17 protein-coding genes and 2 tRNA genes are annotated in these 21,867 nt (G+C 60.7%); 2 read left to right on the top strand and 17 right to left on the bottom strand.

Annotation, left to right across the window (positions count from 1 at the left end; translation table 11 throughout):
* Positions 1–226: 226 nt before the first annotated feature.
* Positions 227–1,708, bottom strand: a complete 1,482-nt coding sequence (locus ACTQ0H_RS04315; RefSeq protein WP_441537948.1) for a glutamate synthase subunit beta — start codon at positions 1,706–1,708, stop codon at positions 227–229.
* Between the two features lie 5 nt (positions 1,709–1,713).
* Positions 1,714–6,402 (bottom strand): glutamate synthase large subunit, encoded by a 4,689-nt coding sequence (gene gltB, locus ACTQ0H_RS04310; protein ID WP_441537946.1) that lies wholly within the window; start codon positions 6,400–6,402, stop codon positions 1,714–1,716.
* Positions 6,403–6,879: 477 nt separating this feature from the next.
* On the opposite strand from gltB, the gene ACTQ0H_RS04305 reads away from it, so the two are divergent.
* Positions 6,880–8,172 carry an Nramp family divalent metal transporter gene (locus tag ACTQ0H_RS04305; protein ID WP_441547855.1) on the top strand — a complete coding sequence of 431 codons (1,293 nt, stop codon included), beginning with the start codon at positions 6,880–6,882 and terminating at the stop codon, positions 8,170–8,172.
* A 468-nt stretch (positions 8,173–8,640) separates the two neighbouring features.
* Here ACTQ0H_RS04305 and ACTQ0H_RS04300 read toward each other — a convergent pair whose 3' ends face one another.
* From ACTQ0H_RS04300 to ACTQ0H_RS04275, 6 genes are all read right to left on the bottom strand, one after another.
* Positions 8,641–8,784: a rubredoxin-like domain-containing protein gene (locus ACTQ0H_RS04300; protein ID WP_035137395.1), complete on the bottom strand. Its 144-nt coding sequence runs from the start codon at positions 8,782–8,784 to the stop codon at positions 8,641–8,643.
* Between the two features lie 90 nt (positions 8,785–8,874).
* Positions 8,875–9,378 carry a flavin reductase family protein gene (locus tag ACTQ0H_RS04295; protein ID WP_441048313.1) on the bottom strand — a complete coding sequence of 168 codons (504 nt, stop codon included), beginning with the start codon at positions 9,376–9,378 and terminating at the stop codon, positions 8,875–8,877.
* 232 nt (positions 9,379–9,610) lie between these two features.
* Positions 9,611–10,081, bottom strand: coding sequence for an SsrA-binding protein SmpB (gene smpB / locus ACTQ0H_RS04290; protein WP_196025254.1), 471 nt, complete (start codon positions 10,079–10,081; stop codon positions 9,611–9,613).
* Entirely contained in the window at positions 10,071–10,988 is a 918-nt protein-coding gene (locus ACTQ0H_RS04285) for a hypothetical protein (protein WP_154515983.1), read from the bottom strand. The genes smpB and ACTQ0H_RS04285 overlap by 11 nt, the downstream gene beginning before the upstream one ends.
* Positions 10,989–11,083: 95 nt before the next feature.
* Positions 11,084–11,160, bottom strand: a tRNA-Glu gene (locus tag ACTQ0H_RS04280).
* A gap of 17 nt (positions 11,161–11,177) precedes the next feature.
* Positions 11,178–11,251 (bottom strand) — tRNA-Gln (locus ACTQ0H_RS04275).
* Positions 11,252–11,509: 258 nt separating this feature from the next.
* Here ACTQ0H_RS04275 and ACTQ0H_RS04270 point away from each other — a divergent pair.
* The gene (locus tag ACTQ0H_RS04270) at positions 11,510–11,773 is read left to right on the top strand and encodes a hypothetical protein (protein WP_441537941.1); all 264 of its coding nucleotides are present in this window, start codon (positions 11,510–11,512) and stop codon (positions 11,771–11,773) included.
* Between the two features lie 212 nt (positions 11,774–11,985).
* Here ACTQ0H_RS04270 and ACTQ0H_RS04265 read toward each other — a convergent pair whose 3' ends face one another.
* The 9 genes from ACTQ0H_RS04265 to ACTQ0H_RS04225 form a co-directional block, all read right to left on the bottom strand.
* Positions 11,986–12,420: an arsenate reductase family protein gene (locus ACTQ0H_RS04265; protein WP_441537960.1), complete on the bottom strand. Its 435-nt coding sequence runs from the start codon at positions 12,418–12,420 to the stop codon at positions 11,986–11,988.
* Positions 12,421–12,467: 47 nt separating this feature from the next.
* On the bottom strand, positions 12,468–13,043 hold the full coding sequence (locus tag ACTQ0H_RS04260) for a VanZ family protein (protein ID WP_441537940.1): 576 nt from the start codon (positions 13,041–13,043) through the stop codon (positions 12,468–12,470).
* A gap of 111 nt (positions 13,044–13,154) precedes the next feature.
* Positions 13,155–13,760: a recombinase family protein gene (locus tag ACTQ0H_RS04255; RefSeq protein WP_427717749.1), complete on the bottom strand. Its 606-nt coding sequence runs from the start codon at positions 13,758–13,760 to the stop codon at positions 13,155–13,157.
* A gap of 174 nt (positions 13,761–13,934) precedes the next feature.
* Positions 13,935–16,070 (bottom strand): ribonuclease R family protein, encoded by a 2,136-nt coding sequence (locus tag ACTQ0H_RS04250; RefSeq protein ID WP_441537939.1) that lies wholly within the window; start codon positions 16,068–16,070, stop codon positions 13,935–13,937.
* Between the two features lie 268 nt (positions 16,071–16,338).
* The gene (ftsX, locus tag ACTQ0H_RS04245; protein ID WP_154515997.1) at positions 16,339–17,259 is read right to left on the bottom strand and encodes a permease-like cell division protein FtsX; all 921 of its coding nucleotides are present in this window, start codon (positions 17,257–17,259) and stop codon (positions 16,339–16,341) included.
* A complete protein-coding gene (gene ftsE, locus ACTQ0H_RS04240) occupies positions 17,246–18,463 on the bottom strand; it encodes a cell division ATP-binding protein FtsE (protein ID WP_441547854.1) in 1,218 nt (405 codons plus the stop codon). The genes ftsX and ftsE overlap by 14 nt, the downstream gene beginning before the upstream one ends.
* A 449-nt stretch (positions 18,464–18,912) precedes the next feature.
* Entirely contained in the window at positions 18,913–19,854 is a 942-nt protein-coding gene (locus ACTQ0H_RS04235) for a transketolase family protein (RefSeq protein WP_441014998.1), read from the bottom strand.
* A 1-nt stretch (position 19,855) separates the two neighbouring features.
* Positions 19,856–20,686, bottom strand: a complete 831-nt coding sequence (locus tag ACTQ0H_RS04230; RefSeq protein ID WP_154516003.1) for a transketolase — start codon at positions 20,684–20,686, stop codon at positions 19,856–19,858.
* A 207-nt stretch (positions 20,687–20,893) separates the two neighbouring features.
* The gene (locus ACTQ0H_RS04225) at positions 20,894–21,784 is read right to left on the bottom strand and encodes a YitT family protein (RefSeq protein WP_441048319.1); all 891 of its coding nucleotides are present in this window, start codon (positions 21,782–21,784) and stop codon (positions 20,894–20,896) included.
* Between the last annotated feature and the right edge of the window lie 83 nt (positions 21,785–21,867).

Genomic DNA, 21,867 nt, shown 5'->3' with positions numbered 1-21,867 from the left:
ACTAAAGCCGCCACATAAACAGCAGAGCGCAACGAGCGCAAACGCCAACGGGTAGGCAGCCAAACGTCGGCAAACGAGCAAAACGCTCGCAAACCCGCAAGGAGTGTCCCCGGATGCCGGCATATAAGGAACGTCCCCAGCTGCCGGCACTTGGGGACGTTCCTTATATGCCGGCCGTTGGGGACAGCCCTTGCCGATTCGATTGTTGAGTAACTCCGTGATTGTCTTACAGCCCCAGCGCCTCGGCGACCTCGGCTGCGCAGGCGAGGGCATCGGCCATGGCACTCATCACGAGCGAGCTGCCGTTGCGGGCATCGCCGGCCACATACACCGGCGCGGCATCCGCGGCAACGCCATCCACGCGAGCCGCAAGATGCGAGTCCTCGGAGGCCATCACGGGCAACGGACGGCCCGCCGTGCCAATAGGCACGTCAACAGCGTCGAACACGCCGTGCTCCGGACCCGTAAAGCCACAGGCGATCAGCACCAGCTGGGCCGGCACCTCGTGCTCGGAGCCCGCAATGCGTTCGGGCTTGCCGGCCGACCAGTCCAGATCGACCACGCGCAGGCCCGCGGCCGCGCCCTTCTTGTCCAGCAATACCTCGAGCGTATCCACGCCCCAAGCACGCATCTCGCCGCCCATGGCAGCGATAGCCTCCTGCTGACCGTAGTCGGTCTTCTTAACGTTGGGCCACTGCGGCCAGGGATTGCTCGCCGCACGCTTATCGGGCGCAGCCGGCAAGAACTCAAACTGACGCACACTGCGTGCACCCTGGCGCACCGCGGTACCCACGCAGTCGTTGCCGGTATCGCCGCCGCCAATGACTACAACGTCCAGGCCGCGCGCGTTCACCGCGGGCTCACCGCCATCGAGCACCGACACGGTCGAAGCCGTCAGGTAGTCCACGGCATACACCACGCCCGGGGCATCCACATTCGTAGCCAAAAGACCGCGGGGCGTACGAGCACCGGCAGCCACCACAACGGCGTCAAAACCATTGAGCTTGGCCGCCACCGCAGGGTTCGTAACGTCAGTACCCAGCTCAAAGACAATGCCCAGCTCGCGCATGAGCGCCACGCGGCGCTCGACCACGGACTTCTCGAGCTTCATGTTGGGAATGCCGTACATGAGCAGACCGCCTGGGCGGTCGTCGCGCTCAAACACCGTCACGCGGGCACCGCGACGCGCAAGTTCCCATGCAGCCACCAGGCCAGCCGGGCCGGAGCCCACCACGGCGACCGAGGGTGCGTCCTCCCCTGCCGGCTCAAAGCGACGTGGGCCGCCGTTTGCCCATTCGTGGTCGCTGATCGCGCGCTCGTTATCGTGAATCGTTGTGGGCTGGCCGTCGACCGAACCCAGGTTGCACGCAGCCTCGCACAGTGCCGGGCACACGCGGCTCGTAAACTCGGGCATGGGCGAGGTGAGCGACAGGCGCTCGGCCGCCTCGTCCCAGCGACCGCGATACACCAGCTCGTTCCACTCGGGAATCAGGTTGTGCAGCGGACAGCCACTCGGACGCGCCTTGCCAAAGCTCGCACCCATCTGGCAAAACGCCACGCCGCACATCATGCAGCGGCTCGCCTGGGCGCGGCGCGCATCGTCGTCGAGCTCCACATACAGCGGATCGAAATCGCGGCTGCGCTCCTCCACGGGGCGCAGCTCGTGGGTCACGCGATCGATATCAAGAAAAGCACCGGGCTTACCCATGGCACTTACGCCTCCTTCTTGGTCGAAGCAACAGAGCTGACAGCCACGGGCGCAGCACCGCCCGCGACATCAAAGCGAGCGACATCCGCGTTGCTCGCGCGGCCGGTCACGATGTCAAACGCCAACTCCTCGGCCTGCGCATGCGTCTTGCCCACGGCCTCGGCCGCAGCGACAATCGCCAGCACGCGCTCGTACTCGGTCGGAATGACCTTCACAAAGTGCTTGCTCATCGAGTCGAAGCTGTAGAGCAGCTTAATGCCGCGCGGGCTCTGCGTCGCGTCCACGTGCTCCTGGATAAGCGCGCGAATCTGCGCCAGCTCGACAGCCGTCGGGGCCTTGAGCTCCACGCTCTCGTGGTTCACACGGGCTTCGAGCGTGCCGTACTGGTCAAAGACATAGGCCACGCCACCCGTCATACCGGCGGCGAAGTTCTGCCCGACCTCGCCCAAGATGAGCGCCAGGCCGCCCGTCATGTACTCGCAGCCATGGTTGCCGCAGCCCTCGACCACCACAGTGGCACCGGAGTTACGCACGCCAAAGCGCTGGCCTGCCAGGCCGTTAATAAAGCCGCGGCCGCTCGTGGCGCCAAAGAACGCCACGTTGCCCACGATGATGTTCTCGTCGAACTTGTAGGTCGCATGCGGGTTGGGGCGCACCGACACCTCGCCGCCCGAAAGGCCCTTGCCAAAGTAGTCGTTGGCGTCGCCGCACACGTTGAGCGTAATGCCGCGCGGCAGAAAGGCGCCAAAGCTCTGACCGGCCGAACCATCGCAATCGATGGTGATGGAGCCGGCGGGCAGGCCCTCGGGATGCGCCTTGGTCACCGCATTGCCCAGGATGGTGCCCACGCAACGGTTGACGTTGGCGATATCGGCGCGGAACCGAATCGGACGCAGGTGCGCACGGGCATCGGCCGTATAGGGCACGAACAATGTGGAGTCGAGCGTCTTGTCGAGCTCGCTGTCCGCAGCCATCTGCGGCAGGAAGTGGCGACCGTCGGCGCCCGGGATATGGGCACCGAACTCGCAGGTCGCGCTCGCCAGCACGGGCGACAGATCAAGCAGGTTGGCCTTGCGGTTGCCCGGTACCTCGATCTGGCGCAGGCACTCGGGATGGCCGACCATCTCGTCGACGGTGCGGAAGCCCAGGCTCGCCATGACCTCACGCAGCTGCTCGGCAACAAAGAGCATAAAGTGCTCAACGTGCTCGGGCTTGCCGCGGAAGCCGCGACGCAGGCGACAGTTTTGCGTGGCGATGCCGGCCGGGCAGGTATCCTGCTGGCAGTCGCGCTGCATGAGGCAGCCCATGGAGATGAGCGGCATGGTCGCAAAGCCAAACTCCTCGGCGCCCAGCAGGCAGGCAACGGCAACATCGGTGCCGTCCATGAGCTTGCCGTCGGCCTCGAGCACCACGCGGGATCGCAGGCCGTTTTGCAGCAACGTCTGCTGAGCCTCGGCAAGGCCGAGCTCCAGCGGCAGGCCGGCGTGCCAAATGGAATCGCGCGCCGCGGCACCCGAGCCGCCATTGTGGCCGCTGATCAAGATCTTGTCGGCGGCACCCTTGGCCACACCGGTGGCGATGGTGCCGACGCCGGCCTCGCTGACCAGCTTGACCGACACGCGCGCACCGGGGTTGGCGTTCTTAAGATCAAAGATCAGCTCTGCCAGGTCCTCGATGGAGTAGATGTCGTGGTGCGGCGGAGGCGAGATCAGGCCGATGCCGGGCGTGGACTGACGGACCTCGGCAATCCAGGGGTAGACCTTCTTGCCGGGCAGGTGGCCACCCTCGCCGGGCTTGGCGCCCTGGGCCATCTTGATCTGAATCTCGAAGGCGCTGCACAGGTAGCGGCTCGTTACGCCAAAGCGCGCACTTGCCACCTGCTTGATGGCGGAGTTCTTGGAGTCACCGTTAGCCAGCGGGGTCTCGCGACGCGGATCCTCGCCGCCCTCGCCCGAGTTAGAGCGTCCGTGCAGGCGGTTCATGGCGATGGCCATGCACTCGTGCGCCTCTTTGCTGATAGAACCGTACGACATGGCACCGGTGTTAAAGCGGCGGACGATGTTGCGCGCGGGCTCCACCTCGTCGAGCGAAACCGGCGTGCGGCCGTTGGCATTAAAGTCGAGCAAGTCACGCAGACGCACGGCACGGCCGGTGCGGTGTAGGCGGGCGCTGTACTCCTTAAAGGTGTCGTAGCTGTCCTCACGACAGGCGGTCTGAAGCAAGTAGACAGTCTGCGGATCGATGAGGTGATCCTCGCCGCCGAGCGGGCGCCACTTGGTCAGACCCAGCGTGGGCAGCTGATCGGGAGCCGGGCTCTTAAGGATTGCGAGCGCGGCGTCGTAGCGCTCGTTTTGTTCGCGCTCAACATCCTCGACACCCATACCGCCCACACGGCTCACCGTGCCGGCGAAGTACGCGTTGACGAACTCCGGCGTAAAGCCCACGGCCTCGAAGATCTGCGCCGAATGGTAGCTCTGCACCGTGGAGATGCCCATCTTGGACATGATGGAAACGATGCCGGCGGTCGCAGCCTTATTGTAGTTGGCGATGCCCTGCTCGGCTGTCACGTCCAGATCGCCGTGCGCCGCCAAGTCGCGAATGCACGCATGCGCGTTGTACGGATAGATGCCGCTCGCGGAGTAGCCCACCAGCGCCGCAAAGTCGTGCGGAGACACGGCGTCGCCACACTCCACCACGATGTCGGCAAAGGTACGCACGCCGGCGCGGATCAGGTGGTTGTGCACGCAGCCCACGGCGAGCAGTGACGGCACGGGTACCTCGTCCGCTCCGGCGCGATCGCTCAACACCACGATGTTCACGCCGTCGCGCACCGCAGCCTCAACGTCCTCTGCAAGCTGCTTGAGCGCAGCCTGCAGCGCGCCCTCGCCGGCATCGCGGCGGTAAACGGCACGGAAACGGCGGGTCTTAAAGCCAACACGGTCAATCGCGCAAATGCGATCGAACTCCTCCTCGCTCAGCAGTGGGCGCTCCAGACGCACCAGTTGGCAGGCCGTACGAGAGTCCTCGAGCAGGTTGCCGTGGTTGCCCAGGTAGAGCGTGGTCGAGGTGACCATATGCTCGCGCAGGGCGTCGATCGGCGGGTTCGTGACCTGGGCGAACAGTTGATAGAAGTAATCAAAGAACGAGCGCGTCTTCTTGGACAGGCAGGCCAGCGGCGCATCGATACCCATCGAGGCGAGCGGGGCCTTGCCCTGCTGGGCCATGGGGCGCACGACCTCGTCAACATCATCCCAGTGGTAGCCGAGCTTGGCCATACGCACGGCGGCAGGCACCTCGGCATCCTCGGCGGGCGTTGCCGCGGCGGGCTTGTCGAGCGCGTCAACGGTCAGCGTCTCTTCGGCAATCCAATCGCGGTAGGGCTTTTCCTTGGCATAGCGGGCGCGCAGCTCGTCATTGTAGATCACACGGCCGCGGGCAAAATCGACCTCGAGCATCTGGCCCGGTCCCAAACAACCGCTTGTCAGGATATTCTCGGGGCGCACCTCGATGGTGCCCACCTCGCTTGCCAGCATAAAGCGGCCGTCGCGCGTCACGTAGTAGCGAGCCGGGCGCAGGCCGTTGCGGTCGAGGGCGGCACCCAGCGTACGGCCGTCGGTAAAGGCGATGGCCGCCGGGCCGTCCCAGGGCTCCATGAGCATGGACTGGTAGGCATCGTAGGCGCGACGCTCCTCGCTCAGGTTGTCGTTGTGGTCCCAAGGCTCGGGCAGCAACATGGACGCGGCACGCGTGAGCGGACGGCCGTTCATGACCAAAAACTCGAGCACATTATCCAGAATCGCGGAGTCGGAACCCTCACGGTTGATGATGGGCATCACACGCTCAAGATCATGCTGCAGCACGGGGCTGTACAGGTTAGGTTCGCGGGCGCGAATCCAGTTGACGTTGCCCTTGAGGGTGTTGATCTCGCCGTTGTGGATAATAAAGCGGTTGGGATGTGCGCGCTCCCAGCTAGGCGTGGTGTTGGTGGAGTAGCGCGAGTGGACGAGCGCCACGGCCGTCTTGACGGCGGCGTCGTTGAGATCGATAAAGAAGCGGCGCATCTGCGTGGCGACCAGCATGCCCTTGTACACGATGGTGCGCGAGCTCATGGAGCACACATAGAAGATCTTGTCGCGCAGGGCAAACTCGGCGTCGGCCTTCTTTTCGATGGTACGGCGGCACACGTACAGGCGACGCTCAAAGGCATCGCCGGCGGGCGTGTCGTCCGGACGGCCCAGGAAGGCCTGCAGGATGGTGGGCATGCAGGCGCGGGCCGTCTCGCCCAGATCGTGAGGGTCGACCGGCACCTCGCGCCAAAAGAGCAGCGGCACGCCGGCCTCGGCACAGCCTTCCTCAAACACGCGGCGGGCATCCTCTACGCCCTTGTCGTCTTGCGGGAAGAACAGCATGGCCACGCCATAGTCGCCCTCTGCTGGCAGAATCTGGCCGCACTTTTGAGCCTCTTTGCGGAAAAAGTGATGCGGAACCTGGAACAGGATGCCGGCGCCGTCGCCGGTATTCTTCTCGAGTCCCGTGCCACCGCGGTGCTCCAAGTTGACCAGAATGGACAGCGCATCGTCCAGAATCTGGTGGTGGCGCTCACCGTTGATATCGGCAAGCGCGCCGATGCCACATGCATCGTGGTCGAATTCGGGGCGATAAAGGCCCTGCTGCTGAGCGGAATCTGCCTGCATCGCGATCCTCCCCTAGATATATAGACAGTCAGTTGAATAGGCATACTAGAAGCATCGCCGGCCCATTGTGTTTCCCGCCCGTTTCGAAACAATTGCGTAACGCACGCCCTACGAGTGGACACCGCCGACCTCAAGGGCAACAACAAGGGCCCCAGGTTCGGCCTGTAAGCTCACCGCTTCAAACATCTCAGTCTGTAACAGGAAGACCCAATTTCGACGACTAACGGTTACAGATTGAGATGTTCTCGAGAGACGGTTCCGAATGTCTCAATCTGTAACACGAGGGGCCGGTTTTGGCGGTCAGCTGTTACGGATCGAGATTTTCCATAGGACCATTTCTTCCTGTCTCGATCTGTAACACCTAGGCCCAATTTCCATCCCTAGTTGTTACAGATCAAGACATTTCGGCAACCCCCTTTTACCATCACAACAATTTTGTTAGTCATGGTCAAATTTTGAGCCTAAAACGGGTATCCTTTGCGGCGTCAAACAAACGGCACGCAGGAGTGCACCATGATCGACCATCTCAAACATCACTTTGGCTCCCCGCGCACCGGCGGCCACGGCGGACTCGACATCGCACGGCATATCGGCCCCGGGCTGCTCGTGACCGTCGGCTTTATCGACCCGGGCAATTGGGCCTCCAATATGGCCGCCGGCTCGCAGTTTGGCTACGCGCTGCTGTGGATCGTCACGCTGTCCACGATCATGCTCATCATGCTGCAACACAACGCGGCTCACTTGGGCATCGCCACGGGCATGTGTCTTGCCGAGGCCACGACGCGCCACCTGCCCCGCCTCGTCGGGCGTGCGATACTCGGCAGTGCGTATCTAGCCACGGTCGCCACCGCCATGGCCGAAGTCCTGGGCGGTGCGATCGCACTTCAAATGCTCTTTGGCCTGCCCGTACGTGCCGGCTGCATCATCGTGGCGGCGGCATCGATTGCCATGCTCATGACAAGCTCCTACAAACGCGCCGAACGCTGGATCATCGCCTTCGTGGGCGTGGTGGGACTTTCGTTTTTAGCCGAGCTTCTGCTGGTCAAGGTCGACTGGCCGCAAGCCGCCACAAGCTGGATCACACCCAGTATGCCCACCGGCTCAGTCGCGATTATCGTAAGTGTCCTAGGCGCGGTCGTTATGCCCCACAACCTCTTCCTGCACTCCGAGGTCATCCAATCCATGCACTTCGAAGGCCAAGGCGAGCAGGTTATCGAAGAACGCCTGCACTACGAGCTCTTCGACACGCTCTTTTCGATGGGTGTGGGCTGGGCAATCAACTCGGCCATGGTCATCCTAGCCGCAACGACCTTCTTTGCGCACGGCATTGTCGTAGACGACCTCGCTGTCGCAGCGGCCACGCTCTCCCCCATTCTGGGCCCGGCAAGCTCGACCATCTTTGCGGTGGCACTGCTGTTTGCGGGCATATCGAGTAGCGTGACGGCGGGCATGGCGGCGGGCACCATCACCGCGGGCATATTCGACGAGGAATACGACATCCACGACCGACATTCCTCGATCGGAGTGGCGGCCTGTTTCGTCGGCGCAGTAGCGGCGTGCCTGATCGTCCCGAATCCTTTTGAGGGTCTCATTTGGAGTCAGGCACTGTTGTCGCTTCAGCTGCCGATTACGGTCTTTGTGCTCATACGACTCACCAGCTCGCCCCGCGTCATGGGCAAATACGCCAACTCGCGCCCGCTCAACGCGTTGCTCGTAGGGATCGGTGTCATCGTGACGATTCTCGACATCGTGCTGCTAACGGGAATGTAATGGGATGGCGTGACTGTCCAGATATAACATCTCAATCTGTAACACGTGAGGCCGTTTTGAGCCCTTAGATGTTACAGATTGAGATTTTCTGAGAGATAGTTTCAGTTTGTCTCGATCTGTAACAAGTGGACCCAATTTCCGCGCCCAGATGTTACAGATCGAGATATTTCTTCAGCCCCAACCTTTTGTCTCGATCTGTAACAAGTAGAGGGGGTTTACGTGCCTAAATGTTATAGATTGAGATTTTGAGAATGATGGTTTTGGTTTGTCTCGTTCTGTAACAGGAAGACCCGTTTTGAGCCGCTAGATGTTGCAGGTTAAGACAAAAGGTCGGCCGGACTCACAACAGACAGGATCGGCTAATAGCAGCCGTGATCCCTTGGGGACGGAGGAAAAGGGCCCCGGCCGAGAATTCGACCGGGGCCCTTGGACAGAGCTATATGTTGCTGCAAGTCGTGTGTCTACGAGCTACTCCTCGACGAGCTCAAACTGATCGGGACCGACGCCACACACCGGGCACACGTAATCCTCGGGCAGTTCGGGCGTGTCGACCTCTACCTCGTAACCGCAAACGGTGCACACGAACTTGTACGTCTTCTTTTCCTCGGCCATGATGTTCTCCTCTCGAACGTGGCTGCTGATGTACTTTGCTTAATTAGTATATATTCTTAATAATATAATGCAAGCGGTTTTACCGCATTTCTACCCTTGGTACGAAGACGCCTTGGGCGGCGTCTTGCCCTTCAGGACCTTATGGTAGTAATCGTAGGTGAGCGGCGTCTCGTCGCTCAGGCGCTCGGCATCCTCGACCTCACCGATAAACAGTAGATGCGTGCCCACATCCACTGTGTCGATCAAACGGCAGCTAAACAAGGCCGCCGCATGCTCGGGAACATAGGGCATGCCCAGTGCGGTCTCGCGCGTCTCGTACTTGGCAAATTTGTCATAGTTGCTGCTGGTACGGAATCCAAAGTTACCAATGTAGGGCATATCGGCCGTCTGATCGATCACGGTCAGCGCAAAGGCCTTGGCAGACGAGATAACACTAGACGTGACATTTTCCTTGTTCACGGCAACCGAAATGCGCGGCGGCGTGGACGTCACCTGCACCGCGGTGTTGATAATACAGCCGGCGCGCGATCCATCTGCCGCGGCACTCACCACATACAGCCCGCACGGCATCGTAAAGAACGCAGCTTTATCCAAAACGATCACTCCCCTAACTCGGAATTGAGCCTTGCAGACGTATATACCCACAATGAGACATATGTGTCAGAACGGTAAGAAAAATGAGCCACACGCAGTTGCGGTGAAAAAGTCCCTGTTTAAGCCTGGATACCCAACAAACAGGAACTATTCCACCGCAACTTGCGAGGAGCAGACCGGGAGTACGACAACAGTAATGGATGAACATCCCCGCCCGCCCGGATATCAACCCTTAGCGATTACGCTCCTTAAGCGCGCGATCGATTTCGCGCTGAACGTCACGTTTGGCCATGTCCTCGCGTTTGTCGTAGAGCTTTTTGCCACGGCCCAGGCCCAACAGCAGCTTAACGCGACCATCGGCATTAAAGTAGAGCTCGAGCGGCACCAGTGCATAGCCGCGGTTGCGTAGTTTGCCGTCAAGAAAATCAATCTCCTTGCGATGCAGCAGCAGACGGCGCCGGCGATCGGGATCACGGTTCCACACGCCACCGTGACTATAGGGATGGATGTGCAAACCCACCAGCCAGCACTCGCCGCCGCGAATCAGCGCAAAAGTATCGGTAATCTGACAGGCGCGCTCGCGAATCGACTTGACCTCGGTACCGCTCAGCTCAATGCCGCATTCGAATGTCTCGTCGATAAAGTATTCGTGATGCGCCGAACGATTCTTGGAGATGAGCTTGCGCTCGCGCTTACTGGGCATCGCCGGCCTCCTCGGCGTCATCGGCTTTCCCGCTCGCGGCCTCGCGTTTGGCCTTGCGCTCGGCGTTGAGCTCGGCATCGCTTTCGCGCACCAGCTTAATGATCGCCGCGCATGCCTCCTCGCCCACCAGGTCGCGGGCACGGACCGTCAGGCGCGTAGCCTCCTGCTTGTCACCGTCGCTCGCAGCGTCGGTCGCACACATAATCAGACAAATGGCAATCTCGGCCGAAGGCGAGGTCGGTACGCCCTGTAACGCCAGCTCGCCCATCACATGCTCATCACTCTCGTCGGCGGCATCCGGATAGGTGGCATGGATCTTGCTGAGCAAGCGCGTCGTATGTGAATCGCCAGGGGCCAAGCGCAGCGCCAGACGTGCGCAACCCACGGCCGCCGAGACGTTCTCGGTCTCGGGCTCCAAAAAGTACTGGCCCAAGTTGGCGTAGGCGCGGGCGGCGCACCTGCCGTCACTCGCACGCTCCAGCACCGAAAACGAAAGCGAAGCCCACTCCTGCTTGTCCTCGAGCGCACGGAACAGCTCGGCCAGATCCAGTCGGTAGTTGCAGTTCATGGGGTCCCAGCGCACGGCCTGCATCAAGGCATTGCGGGCGCTCACATAATCCTGCTGACGGATGTAGGCAAACGCCATGTCGGAGTACAGGCGGTCAAACGGCACCTCGACCTGCACCAGCTCGCGTGGATCCTTTTCCACGCGGCGGTAGGCCAGGCGCTCAAACTTGCTATCGAAGCTAAAGTACTGGCGGTTCTCCTCCGTTTTGCACTCGGCATCGATATACTCCTCGGCGAGCTCCACCAAACGCTCCAGCAGCGGCGTCGCCGTGGCCAGGTCTCCCTGCGCCAGGTAATTCTCGGCATACGTAATGTCTTGTAGGCTGATGGGCAGGTCCATGGCAACTCCTCGGTCCAGGTGAAACGCGGCTCATTCCACACATACGGTGTATACACAAAACCCGGGTCTCTTGCGAGGCCCGGGCATTCAATTTGTGGTAGCCCGTACCAGATTCGAACTGGTGATCTCCGCCTTGAGAGGGCGGCGTCCTAAACCGCTAGACGAACGGGCCATATGTAGCAAATGCAATGGCTGGGATGGAGGGAGTCGAACCCCCATTGACGGAACCAGAATCCGCTGTCCTGCCATTAGACGACATCCCAATGATTGCATCGCTGCGCTCGGCTGTGCCTTTGCGCAAGAAAGAAATATACGGGAAGTCTCGCCGTGACGCAAGCCCCAATTTTGACTTTTTTAAAATTCGGTCAAATTGGCCTAATTTCGTCCAACCCGTGAAGGACCTGTGATGCCGACCGCTGTACACGAAGGGCAAAACGCCGCGAGCGGTAGCCCTCAACCGTTGGCAGATACTAACGCGAAAACGATAGCACCAGGCAACACAATCGAAGTATCTTTTGATCATGCGGACGTCATGGCATGCGGCGCTCCCCAACCTCAAGCGCATCCAGGCAAGCCTCGTCGAGCTGTCCGGCATGCCGACCGTCATATCCGAGAAGAACCTGGAGCGGCGGCAGCGCGAGCGCCTGCAGCGGCAACGAATTCCGTTTATCTGCCCCGGCATTCAGGCATACCTGCCCTTTATGGACGAAGAGTACTGGAGCGACACGCCCGACAAGCACGTAAAGATCTACGACCCACATGAATGGGCGCAGCTGAAGGACTGACTGGGGCAGGCCCGCCCTGGAGTAGGCCCGCCGGCAGAAAGCGCATCCCAGATTTCAAGCTCAAACTGGTCCCCACTTTCCCGTCGAGCCCTCAACCGGAAACCGTGTCCCAGAATCAGCGCTCGAAACGGGATGTCATTTCCGATAGAGCCCTCAACCGGAAAGCACATCCCAGAATCAGCACTCAAAATGGGACGCACTTTCCGAAGCCGCTACAGCAACGCCTCGGTCCAAGCCGCTTCCCTAAAGCCGGGGATCGCAAAGTCGTCGCCCACCAGCAGCGGGCGCTTAACCAGCATGCCGTCAGTCGCGAGTAGCTCAAAGCACTCCTGGTCCGTCATACCCGCATCCAGGCGCGCTTTCAGACCAAGCTCTCGATATTTCATGCCCGACGAGTTAAAGAAGCGTCGCACCGGCAGCCCCGAACGAGCAATCCAGGTCGCAAGTTCCTCAGCCGAAGGATTGTCTGTAACAATATCGCGATCGACGTACTCAACCCCATGCTCGTCCAACCAGGCCTTGGCCTTTTTACACGTCGAGCATTTGGGGTATTCAACAAACAGCACTGCCATGGGGATTCCCTTCTTAGAGAAGACAAGTGTCTGGCAAACAGCGCATCGATGGCCATCTGCGACCGATGCCGATATTGTAACCAGCGCCGACGTACAGGCGGTCGCGATTTTCCATCTTGAGGTTAGCGCCTCTCATGGGCGCCAATGGGACAGGTCGCGCGCTGAACCAGCGCGGCGGCCAACAGCACCAACAGCATGGCGACAACGTAACCCGCGGCATCGAAGCCCAGGTCGATCATGTCGAAATGACGACCAGGAACAAAGATCTTGTGCACTTGGTCACCGACAGAGCAGACGGCGCAAAAGAGCAGAGCGAGTACGTACCGGAATCGCGCGCATGGCAGGCACTCGCCCAGGCATGCCACTGTCGCCGAAGCAAACAGTCCTACAAAGAAGAACTCAACGGTATGTGCGACGCGACGAATGTTGGCACCCATCCACAGACGAACGGGCGCAAGCGGGTCGGGATGAACAGTGGCAGTCGTTGAATCCGTGCCCTCGACGGCATCCCCCGCCTGGAACTCCTGCGTGGCGTCGGGTCGCACGTCCGCGGCCCGTCCTTCCACCGCACGCGCGGTGGACTCGCTGAGCGACGACGTCTGCTCCACGTTTTGCTCCGTCAGCATCCAAATACTTGCCAGCGTCACGACCAGCAGGACAATCGAAATCCATCCGACTATGTGCTTCGCACGCGCCAAGGGCTAACCTCCGTCATTTTTTGAGCAGCAGCGAGTGTACCCCCAAATGCAGTTGTCGCCGTAGCGAAATCCAAAATGTTCGAATCGGGGCGCCAAAGGACCGTGGCGCCCCTACTCCATCTCGCGCATCCAGCGATCGAACGTCCCCACGCACACGCCTAGCCGCTTTGCCGCCTGACTCCGCGTGATATCACCCGCCTCGTAGGCATCGCGTACCAGCTCGAATTGCGGGGGACAGGGCTTGCGGGGCCGGCCAAAGCGCACGCCGCGCGCTCGCGCCGCCGCAATGCCCTCGGCTTGGCGCCGGTGGATGTTCTCGCGCTCCACCTGCGCCACATAGCTCAGCAGCTGCAAAACAATATCGGCAATCAACGTACTCGTCACGTCCGACCCACCACAGTCTCTGGCGCGCGTGTCGAGCAATGGCATGTCCAGCACCACGATGGCGGCGCCGAGCTCTTTGGTTATGCACCGCCATTCCTCGAGGATCTCGCTGTAGTTACGGCCCAGCCGATCAATGGAAAGTACCACCAGCACATCGCCGGAATCCAACGCGCACAGCAGCTCGCGATATCGCGGTCGATCGAAGTCCTTGCCACTCGCATGGTCGGCAAAGATATTCGCCGGTTCCACGCCATAGGCGCCCAGCGCATCCAGCTGCCGATTCAGATTTTGATCACGCGAGCTCACCCGCGCATACCCGTACACCGTTGTCATCTCATCCCCGCTCTCTCGTAAACCTCCCAAAAAGGGACAGGTTTATTTTGGTAGGTTTTATCTCCCCTATAGCAGGCGGAAGACGCAAGCGCGCGAGCGGCAAGAGGATTGAACCGCCACAAAAAAGGCAGCCCCAAAAGACCGCCCCGTTCTCTATCAATCACCAAATTCCGGCTAATGAATAAGCCTGAAATCCAAGTGCCCGCGCGTGGTATTGACGCGCGAGACCTCGATGATCACGCGTTGCCCCAACTCAAAACGGCGCCCCGTGTCGGCACCCGTCAACGTGAGCGCGTCCTCGTCAAACTCGAACCACTCGCTTCCCAAACTCTTAATCGAGACCAAGCCCTCGACCTGTGTCAGGTCGAGGCGCACAAAGAGGCCCATGCTGCTGACCCACGAAATGGTTCCGGCATAGCGCTCGCCCAGACGATCCTCGTAATACTGGGCAATCTTGATCTTTTGCGTCGCATGGCTGGCGGCGTCGGCCGCACGCTCGGCATCGCTGCATGCACGGCAAATCTGCGGCAAGATGCGCGGCAGCGACTCGCGACCCTTGCCAATCAGCCGCGGCGTGCGCGCCAAGGCATCCTTGCCGCCCAGCTGCTCATACGCCAGTTGCAATTTGAGCACGCGATGGACAACAAGGTCCGGATAGCGTCGGATAGGGCTCGTAAAGTGGCAGTAGCACGGCGCGGCGAGCGCAAAGTGGCCCTCGTTGCGCGGCTTGTACAGCGCGCGCTGCATACTGCGCAATAGCAACGTGTTGACAAGCGGGGCATTTGCCGTGCCAGCGGCAGCGTCAACTGCCGCCTGCAGCTCATCGGGACTTCCCAGGGCAATGCCGGCCGCGCGGCGATCGTCGATGATACCCAGCTGCGCCAGCGTCACAGCGGCCCCGTGCAAGCTGTCGGGGCTGGGATCCTCATGCACGCGATAGCATGCCTCAATATCGCGGTCTGCCAGCCACTCGGCAACGCACTCGTTGGCAAGCAGCATAGCTTCCTCGATGAGCGACGTGGCACACGAGCGCTCGCGGGCCACGATCTGCACGGGAATGCCATCCTCGTCCAGCAAAGCGCGAATCTCCGCCGTGTCAAAGTCGACCGAGCCGCGCGCACGGCGAATGCGACGGCGTCGCTCGGCAAGCTCGTTGGCAGCAACTAGGAAATCGCTCAGATCCACGTCGTAGTCGCGGGCAGTCTCTTCGCAAGTCAAACCGCGCTCAAGCGCCTCCTCGCGCGACGCCTCGGCTGCAGCAACATCCTCGGCAGCACCTTCCAACACGGAGTACTCCACCGCACCGGCACGCACCAGCAATGCCTCGGCACCGTCATAGTCCATACGCACGCGCGAGCGAATCACGCTGGGATACGGATCGTAGTGGCGGACGTGCCCCTGCGCATCGAGCTCGATGTCGACGGTAAACGCCAGGCGATCCTCGTCGGGGCGCAAGGAACACAGGTCATTCGACAGGCGCTCGGGCAACATGGGGAGCACGCGATCGGCAAGGTACACCGACGTCGTGCGATGGCGAGCCTCTAGGTCGATGTGTCCGTCCCAGGCCACATAATGCGATACATCGGCGATATGGACACCCAGCTTGTAGCCGCCCTGCGGCGTGCGCTCCAACGAGATGGCGTCGTCAAAGTCGCGCGCGTCGACCGGATCGATCGTGATGATAAAACGGTCGCGCAGATCGCGGCGAAGTGGGTCCTTAAGAGCTGTCGCCACGTCGAGCGATAGCTCCTCGGCCTCGGCAAGGGCGGTCTCGGGATAAGTATCGGTATAGCCGTAACGAGCCATGACATATTGAACGCCCAAGTCGGGCGCATCGTCGCCGCCAATGCGGCGCTCAAGAGTCACGGTGCCCGATTCCAAGCGTGTCGGATAGCTCAAAATGCGTGCGACGACTGCATCGCCCGGATGCACGCCCAAACGCTCCGCCGAAGTATCCTCGGGCAAAATAAAGAAATCGGCCTTGAGACGCGAATCAAGCGGCTCGATCACACCGAGCGGGCCTGCCGTCTGATACGTGCCCACCACGCTTATGGCCGCGCGCTCGACAACGCCCTCGATCACGGCACGGCGATCGCCGCGCGGTCCGGTCTTAATGCTCACGGCCACGATGTCGCCGTCCATAATCTCGCGCTTGCCGCGACCCATAACCTTATAGTCGCCATTATCGGTGACAACATAGGCGCTGTGCTCATGGAGCTGCACACGGCCCGTCAGGCTGGGACGCCGCTCGCTACGCACCGGCGCGCGCTTGTTGCGAGCGCTACGCTTATGTTTGTTATTGCGCCCCATGGCGCCTCCTTACTATCTGTTGCGGGGCCCGCAGGCGCAACCGCATCATGTCAAAACACCGTGCAGGCCTAAACCGCACGCATCAAAGAGTCTACCCAATCAACAACAGGGCACGCACCTCGCGTCATGATCCCTATGTGACGGAGAAAATCGAATTATCGAGACAAGCCGAACTGCCGGTGAGCCCTTTTCCTCCGTCGCACGGGAATCAAAAAACGGGCCGCCCCAGAGCGGGACGGCCCGTTAGCAAAACTAATTCCAGCTGTGTCTACACGCGCAGGTAGCGACGCATGGCAATGGCGGAACCAAAGAGACCGATGATCACGCCGACCAGGATCAGTGCGGCATACGTCACCAGGTAGTATTGCATCGGCAGCGCAAACGACATCCAGCCAATGCTCTCCTGAAGACGCGGAACCAACAGGTTGCGAAGCAGCTCCAAAACACCGATGGAAAGCAGCGAGCCCAAAACGGCCTGCAGCACGCCCTCGGTGATAAACGGACCGCGAATAAAGCCATTGCTGGCGCCCACCAGGCGCATGATAGCAATCTCGCGGCGGCGAGCCGTAATCGACAGGCGAATCGTGTTGTTGATAAAGATGAACGCGATAAACGTCAGCAAACCAACAAGCACAACGGCAGCGATGCGGATGTAGTTCGTCACCTGGAACAGGCGGCTCACTTCCTCCTGACCGTACAGAACGCTCGCATCGACGTCACCGTCATCCGCGATCTTCTGGAAATCGGAGTTCTTCTTGAGCTTCTTGGCCGTGCTCTCGACCTGGGACGGATCGTCCATCTCGATCGCGAACGAAGCAGGCAGCGGATTCTGGCCATCAAGTGCGCTCAGAGTGGCGTCGGCGTTACCCGACATCTTGCTCGTGTACTCGGCCAGCGCGTCGTCCTTGTCCTTATAGGTCACGGACTTAACGTTGTTCCACGTCTTGAGCTCACTCTCGAAAGCCTGGACGTCGGCCTGGTCGGCGTCATCGCTAATAAACGCGTTGATAACAACCTGGTCCTCAACGGTGCCGATCACGGAGTTCAGCATCGCGGAACCCATGATGAACAGGCCGATGATAAACAGCGAAAGGAAAATCGTGATAACGGCGCCGAGCGAGGTGGTCCAGTTACGGAAGAAGTGGCTCATTGCCTCTTTGAGCGAATAGCCCACGTTAGTTGGTGCCATAGTTGCCGTAACCTCCCCTCTCCTGGTCGCGAATTACGTGGCCGCCCTCGAGGGCGATCACGCGACGATGCATACTATCGACCATCTCGCGATCGTGGGTAGCCACGATCACGGTCGTGCCGGTGCGGTTAATGCGCTCGAGCAGCTTCATGATGCCGAGCGAAATTGCCGGGTCGAGGTTGCCCGTTGGCTCGTCGCAAATCAGCAGCGGCGGACGGTTGACCATGGCGCGGGCGACGGCCACGCGCTGTTGCTCGCCGCCGGAAAGCTGATCGGGCAGCGAGTCCATCTGATCGGCCAAACCGACCAGACGCAGTACCTCGGGCACCTGGCTGCGAATGACGCCCTTGGGCTTGCCTATGCACTGCAGGGCAAACGCCACGTTTTCATAGGCGGTCTTTTGCGGCAGAAGCTTAAAGTCCTGGAACACGGCGCCAATCTGGCGGCGCAAGAAGGGAACCTTGCGGTTCTTGATTTTCATGAGATCCTGACCGGCGACCAAAATGCGACCGCTCGTAGGCCTGACATCACGGTTGAGCGTGGAAAGCAGCGTGGTCTTACCCGATCCGGAATGACCGACCAAGAAGACGAACTCACCCGGATAGATCTCGATGTTGATGTCGTCGAGTGCGGGCTTGTTGGGCTGTGCCGGGTAGATCTTGGTGACATGCTCCATCAGAATGACGGGCTCGACACCGGCCTGCTTGGCCATCTTCTTGCGACTTGCCTGCGGATCGATAGGCGCGAACACCGACGTAAAATCGGGGTTGTTGAGCGCATTGTCAAGACTTGCGACCTCGGCAGCCTGATCATTCTCGACCATGGGCGCAGCGGGCTGCGTAGGATCGGGAATGCCGGCAAAGAGGCCGGACTGCGCCGGCTGCGGCGCGGGCGTAGCAGGAGCCATGGGATCGGGAATGCCCGCCATGGTCGGCTGAGGCTCGGCTGACGTCTGAGGCTGGTTCACGCGAGCAGTCACCTTTTGGACGGACTCAAAGCCCGCAGCGGCAGAAAGCTCGACATCGCTGGTGGGATTGTAGGCAAAGGGATCGGATGCCGGCCGTGCCTGATCTGCCGGCTGTGCGGGGGCCTGGGCAATATGCTGGCCCTCTGAATCCGGAGTGGCGAAACGTGTGCCCGGGACACCTTGCCGTGTCTTGGGGGCCTCATCGCCCGCACCGGAGGTACGGAAGTGGTTACCCACTGGTGCTCCTTATCATCGTGCGTTTAAACTACATGAGCGCTTTGTATTTTAGCAGCATTAGCTTCACTGCACATAAGAAGCATGGCAGGGTTTTGGTCTCACCGGCCGCGCACAGGGCTACCTCCCAAATCGTCCTCGGACATGTCGGAGTCCCCGCTGCGCGCTTCGCGCTGCGGGGACTCCTCCGTCCTGCGGAATGATTTGGGAGGTAGCCCTGTGCGCGGCCTGCGGCTACTAAGGAGTCGCCGCGTTTTTCTTGGGGTGCTGCATATACAAAGTTGGAAGGGCTGAGTTGCACTTTGCTGGTCTGGGCCCGCTTCCCGGAGGAAGCCCTTGCTTGGTGCGGGCCCGATTTGTTTGTTACCGACAAAACAGGGGCGCCCTCTTTGGGGGCGCCCCTGTTCTGGCTTGCTTACGGTTGCTAAAGCGATACTTTGCCTCGTCTTGCCCTAAGCCAAGAACTCCTTGGTGGTTGCCACGATGTTGGCGGCATCCAGGCCGTACTTGTGCAGGAGCTCGGCGCCCGGGCCGGACTCGCCAAAGGTGTCGTTGACGCCAATCTTCTTGAGCGGCGTCGGGCACTGCTCGCAGAGCACGTCGGCAACGGCGCTGCCCAGGCCGCCGATCACGGAGTGCTCCTCGACGGTCACGACGTGGCCGGTCTTGGCGGCGCTCTTGACGATCAGATCGGCGTCGATGGGCTTAATGGTGTGCATGTTGATGACCTCGGCGTCGATGCCCTCGGCAGCGAGCTGCTCGGCAGCCTCGAGAGCCTCGCCAACCATCAGGCCGCAGGCGATGATGGTCACATCGGCGCCCTCACGCATGACGATGCCGCGGCCCGGCTCGAACTTGTAGGTCTCGGGGTCGTTGATGACCGGCGAGGCCAAACGGGCAAAGCGCATGTACACGGGGCCGTCGCACTCGTAGGCGGCGCGGACCACGGCGCGGGCCTCCACGTCGTCGGCCGGGACAATCACGGTCATGCCAGGGATAACACGCATAAGGGCGATATCCTCGCAGCACTGGTGCGTGGCACCGTCCTCGCCCACCGAAATACCGGCGTGCGTGGCGCCGATCTTGACGTTGAGGTGCGGATAGCCGATGGAGTTACGGACCTGCTCAAAAGCGCGGCCGGCGGCAAACATGGCAAAGGTGCTCGCGAAGGCAGTACGACCGGTGGTCGCGATACCGGCGGCGACACCCATCAGGTTGCTCTCGGCAATGCCCACATCAAAGAAGCGGTCGGGGCAGGCGGCCTTAAACTTACCGGTCTGCGTGGCGGCGGCCAGGTCGGCGTCGAGGACCACAAAGTCGTCGTGCTCGGCAGCGAGCTCAACGAGGGCCTCGCCGTAGCTTACACGCGTGGCGATTTTCTTGACGTCTGCCATCCTAGAGCTCCTCTCCGGCGGCCGTGAGCTCTGCCATGGCCTGCTCAAACTGTTCATCGTTGGGGGCCTTGCCGTGCCAACCAACCTGGTTTTCCATAAAGGAAACGCCCTTGCCCTTCATGGTCTCGGCGATAATGGCGGTAGGCTGACCCTTGGTGGCGCGAGCCTCGGCAAAGGCGGCGCGAATCTGACCGAAGTCGTTGCCGTCGGCGAGCTCCACCACGTGGAACTTAAAGGCGCGGAACTTGTCGGCGAGCGGCATGGGATCGTTGACCTCCTCGACGGGACCGTCAATCTGCAGGCCGTTGTGGTCAACGATCACGCAGAGGTTGTCGAGCTGCTGATTGCCGGCAAACATGGCGGCCTCCCAGACCTGGCCCTCCTCGCTCTCGCCGTCGCCCAGCAGGGCGTACGTGCGGTAAGTATCGCCCCAGTGCTTGGCGGCGACGGCCATGCCCACGGCGGCGGAGATGCCCTGGCCCAGCGAGCCAGTGGACATGTCGACGCCCGGGGTATCGTTCATGTTGGGGTGGCCCTGCAGGTGGCTGCCGATATGGCGCAGCGTCTCGAGGTCCTCCTTGGGGAAGAATCCGCGCTCGGCGAGCACGGCGTACAGACCCGGAGCGCAATGGCCCTTGGAGAGCACAAAGCGGTCGCGGTCGGCCTTGCGAGGATCGGCCGGGTCGACATTCATTTCCTCAAAGTACAGATAAGTCATGATGTCGGCAGAGCCGAGCGAACCGCCCGGATGGCCGGACTTGGCAGCGTGCACGCCGGTGACGATGCCCTTCCTTACCTCGTTGGCAACCTTTTTGAGCTCTTCGTCGCTCATTGTGCCTTCCTTTCATCCTCTTTAGACAAGATGCGCACGGCGCAGAAGGTAATCCCAACCCAGCCGCAATGCACGTGCGCCATTCATTATGCTGGAAACTGAAGGCTTTACCAGAGTTTTTATCATTATTTGAATAATTTAGCTGGCAGACCCGCTGATGAATCGGTTTATCAATGTGAACGTCTTTTGGATGGAGCGCAGTCTGCCCTACGCGTTAATGTCCTTGAACCCCTCGCCGAAGGCTTCCGTAACGTCGGCGACCGTCACGATAGCTTGAGGATCGCGCTCGCGCACGATGGTCTTGAGTGTATTGAGCTCGCGGCGGCTAACGATCACCATAATCACCGGCTTCTCCGCGCCCGAATACATGCCGGTCGCCTTAAATTTAGTGCAGCCGCGACCCAGGCCATACATGATATCGGCCGCGATATCGGGGAAATTCTCCGAGATGATGAGCACCATACGGCGCTTGTTGCCGCCATCGACCACAGCGTCGATCACATAGCCGCTAATTACCATCGAAAGCCCTGCATACAGCGCGTTCTCCAGAGAGAAGACGGGGGCCGATGCCGCGCATACGGCGACATCGATCGCCATGACGGTCGAACCCACCGGCAGCGAGGTATTACGTGAGATAATCTGGCCGATGGTGTCGGAGCCGCCGGTGTTGGCGCCGGCGCGTAACACCATGCCGTAACCAATGCCCGTGATAATGCCGCCCCACATAGCGGGAAGCATCAGGTCTGCATCTGCCAGAGGCGCTACAAACGGGGCAAACAGGTCGGTAAAGAAGCCCAGTAGCACAAAGCCTGTCGCCGTCTGTACCACATAGAACATGCCGCCCTCGCGCATTACGACCAGCAACAGCAAGGCGTTCATCACGATGGTTTGGATACCGACGGGCAGCGACACGCCCCGCGCGGCACCGACCGCCTGGATAATAGTCGCAAGGCCCGTAACGCCACCGGCGGCAAGACCGTTGGGAATCAAAAACAGGTCGGTCGCGATGGCCGCCAAAGCGCACCCAAGCATGATCTGGGGTAGATCGCGGAAGAAGTTCATTGAAAGAATGCGCTTGATATCCAGACGATATGCCATGCTACCTCCCTCAAAAAAGCGCACCCCCTTGGGTGCGCATTGAACTTCTTACCGTATTCGATTCTACCGATTCGCCGAGGAAA

This window comes from Collinsella sp. LCP21S3_A3 (assembly GCF_052118905.1).
In the GTDB taxonomy this organism is placed as follows: Bacteria; Actinomycetota; Coriobacteriia; order Coriobacteriales; family Coriobacteriaceae; genus Collinsella.
The sequence above is the reverse complement of the archived record's forward strand: the minus strand, read 5'-3'. Positions and strand labels throughout refer to the sequence as shown.

Coding starts and splice junctions, on each gene's coding strand:
- smpB (WP_196025254.1), bottom strand. CDS start 10,081: ATGCCCAGTAAGCGCGAGCGCAAGCTCATCTCCAAGAATCGTTCGGCG.
- ACTQ0H_RS04270 (WP_441537941.1), top strand. CDS start 11,510: ATGCGGACGTCATGGCATGCGGCGCTCCCCAACCTCAAGCGCATCCAG.
- ACTQ0H_RS04235 (WP_441014998.1), bottom strand. CDS start 19,854: ATGGCAGACGTCAAGAAAATCGCCACGCGTGTAAGCTACGGCGAGGCC.
- ACTQ0H_RS04230 (WP_154516003.1), bottom strand. CDS start 20,686: ATGAGCGACGAAGAGCTCAAAAAGGTTGCCAACGAGGTAAGGAAGGGC.
- ACTQ0H_RS04300 (WP_035137395.1), bottom strand. CDS start 8,784: ATGGCCGAGGAAAAGAAGACGTACAAGTTCGTGTGCACCGTTTGCGGT.
- ACTQ0H_RS04315 (WP_441537948.1), bottom strand. CDS start 1,708: ATGGGTAAGCCCGGTGCTTTTCTTGATATCGATCGCGTGACCCACGAG.
- ACTQ0H_RS04285 (WP_154515983.1), bottom strand. CDS start 10,988: ATGGACCTGCCCATCAGCCTACAAGACATTACGTATGCCGAGAATTAC.
- ftsX (WP_154515997.1), bottom strand. CDS start 17,259: ATGGCACCAACTAACGTGGGCTATTCGCTCAAAGAGGCAATGAGCCAC.
- ACTQ0H_RS04255 (WP_427717749.1), bottom strand. CDS start 13,760: ATGACAACGGTGTACGGGTATGCGCGGGTGAGCTCGCGTGATCAAAAT.
- ACTQ0H_RS04225 (WP_441048319.1), bottom strand. CDS start 21,784: ATGGCATATCGTCTGGATATCAAGCGCATTCTTTCAATGAACTTCTTC.
- gltB (WP_441537946.1), bottom strand. CDS start 6,402: ATGCAGGCAGATTCCGCTCAGCAGCAGGGCCTTTATCGCCCCGAATTC.
- ACTQ0H_RS04250 (WP_441537939.1), bottom strand. CDS start 16,070: ATGGGGCGCAATAACAAACATAAGCGTAGCGCTCGCAACAAGCGCGCG.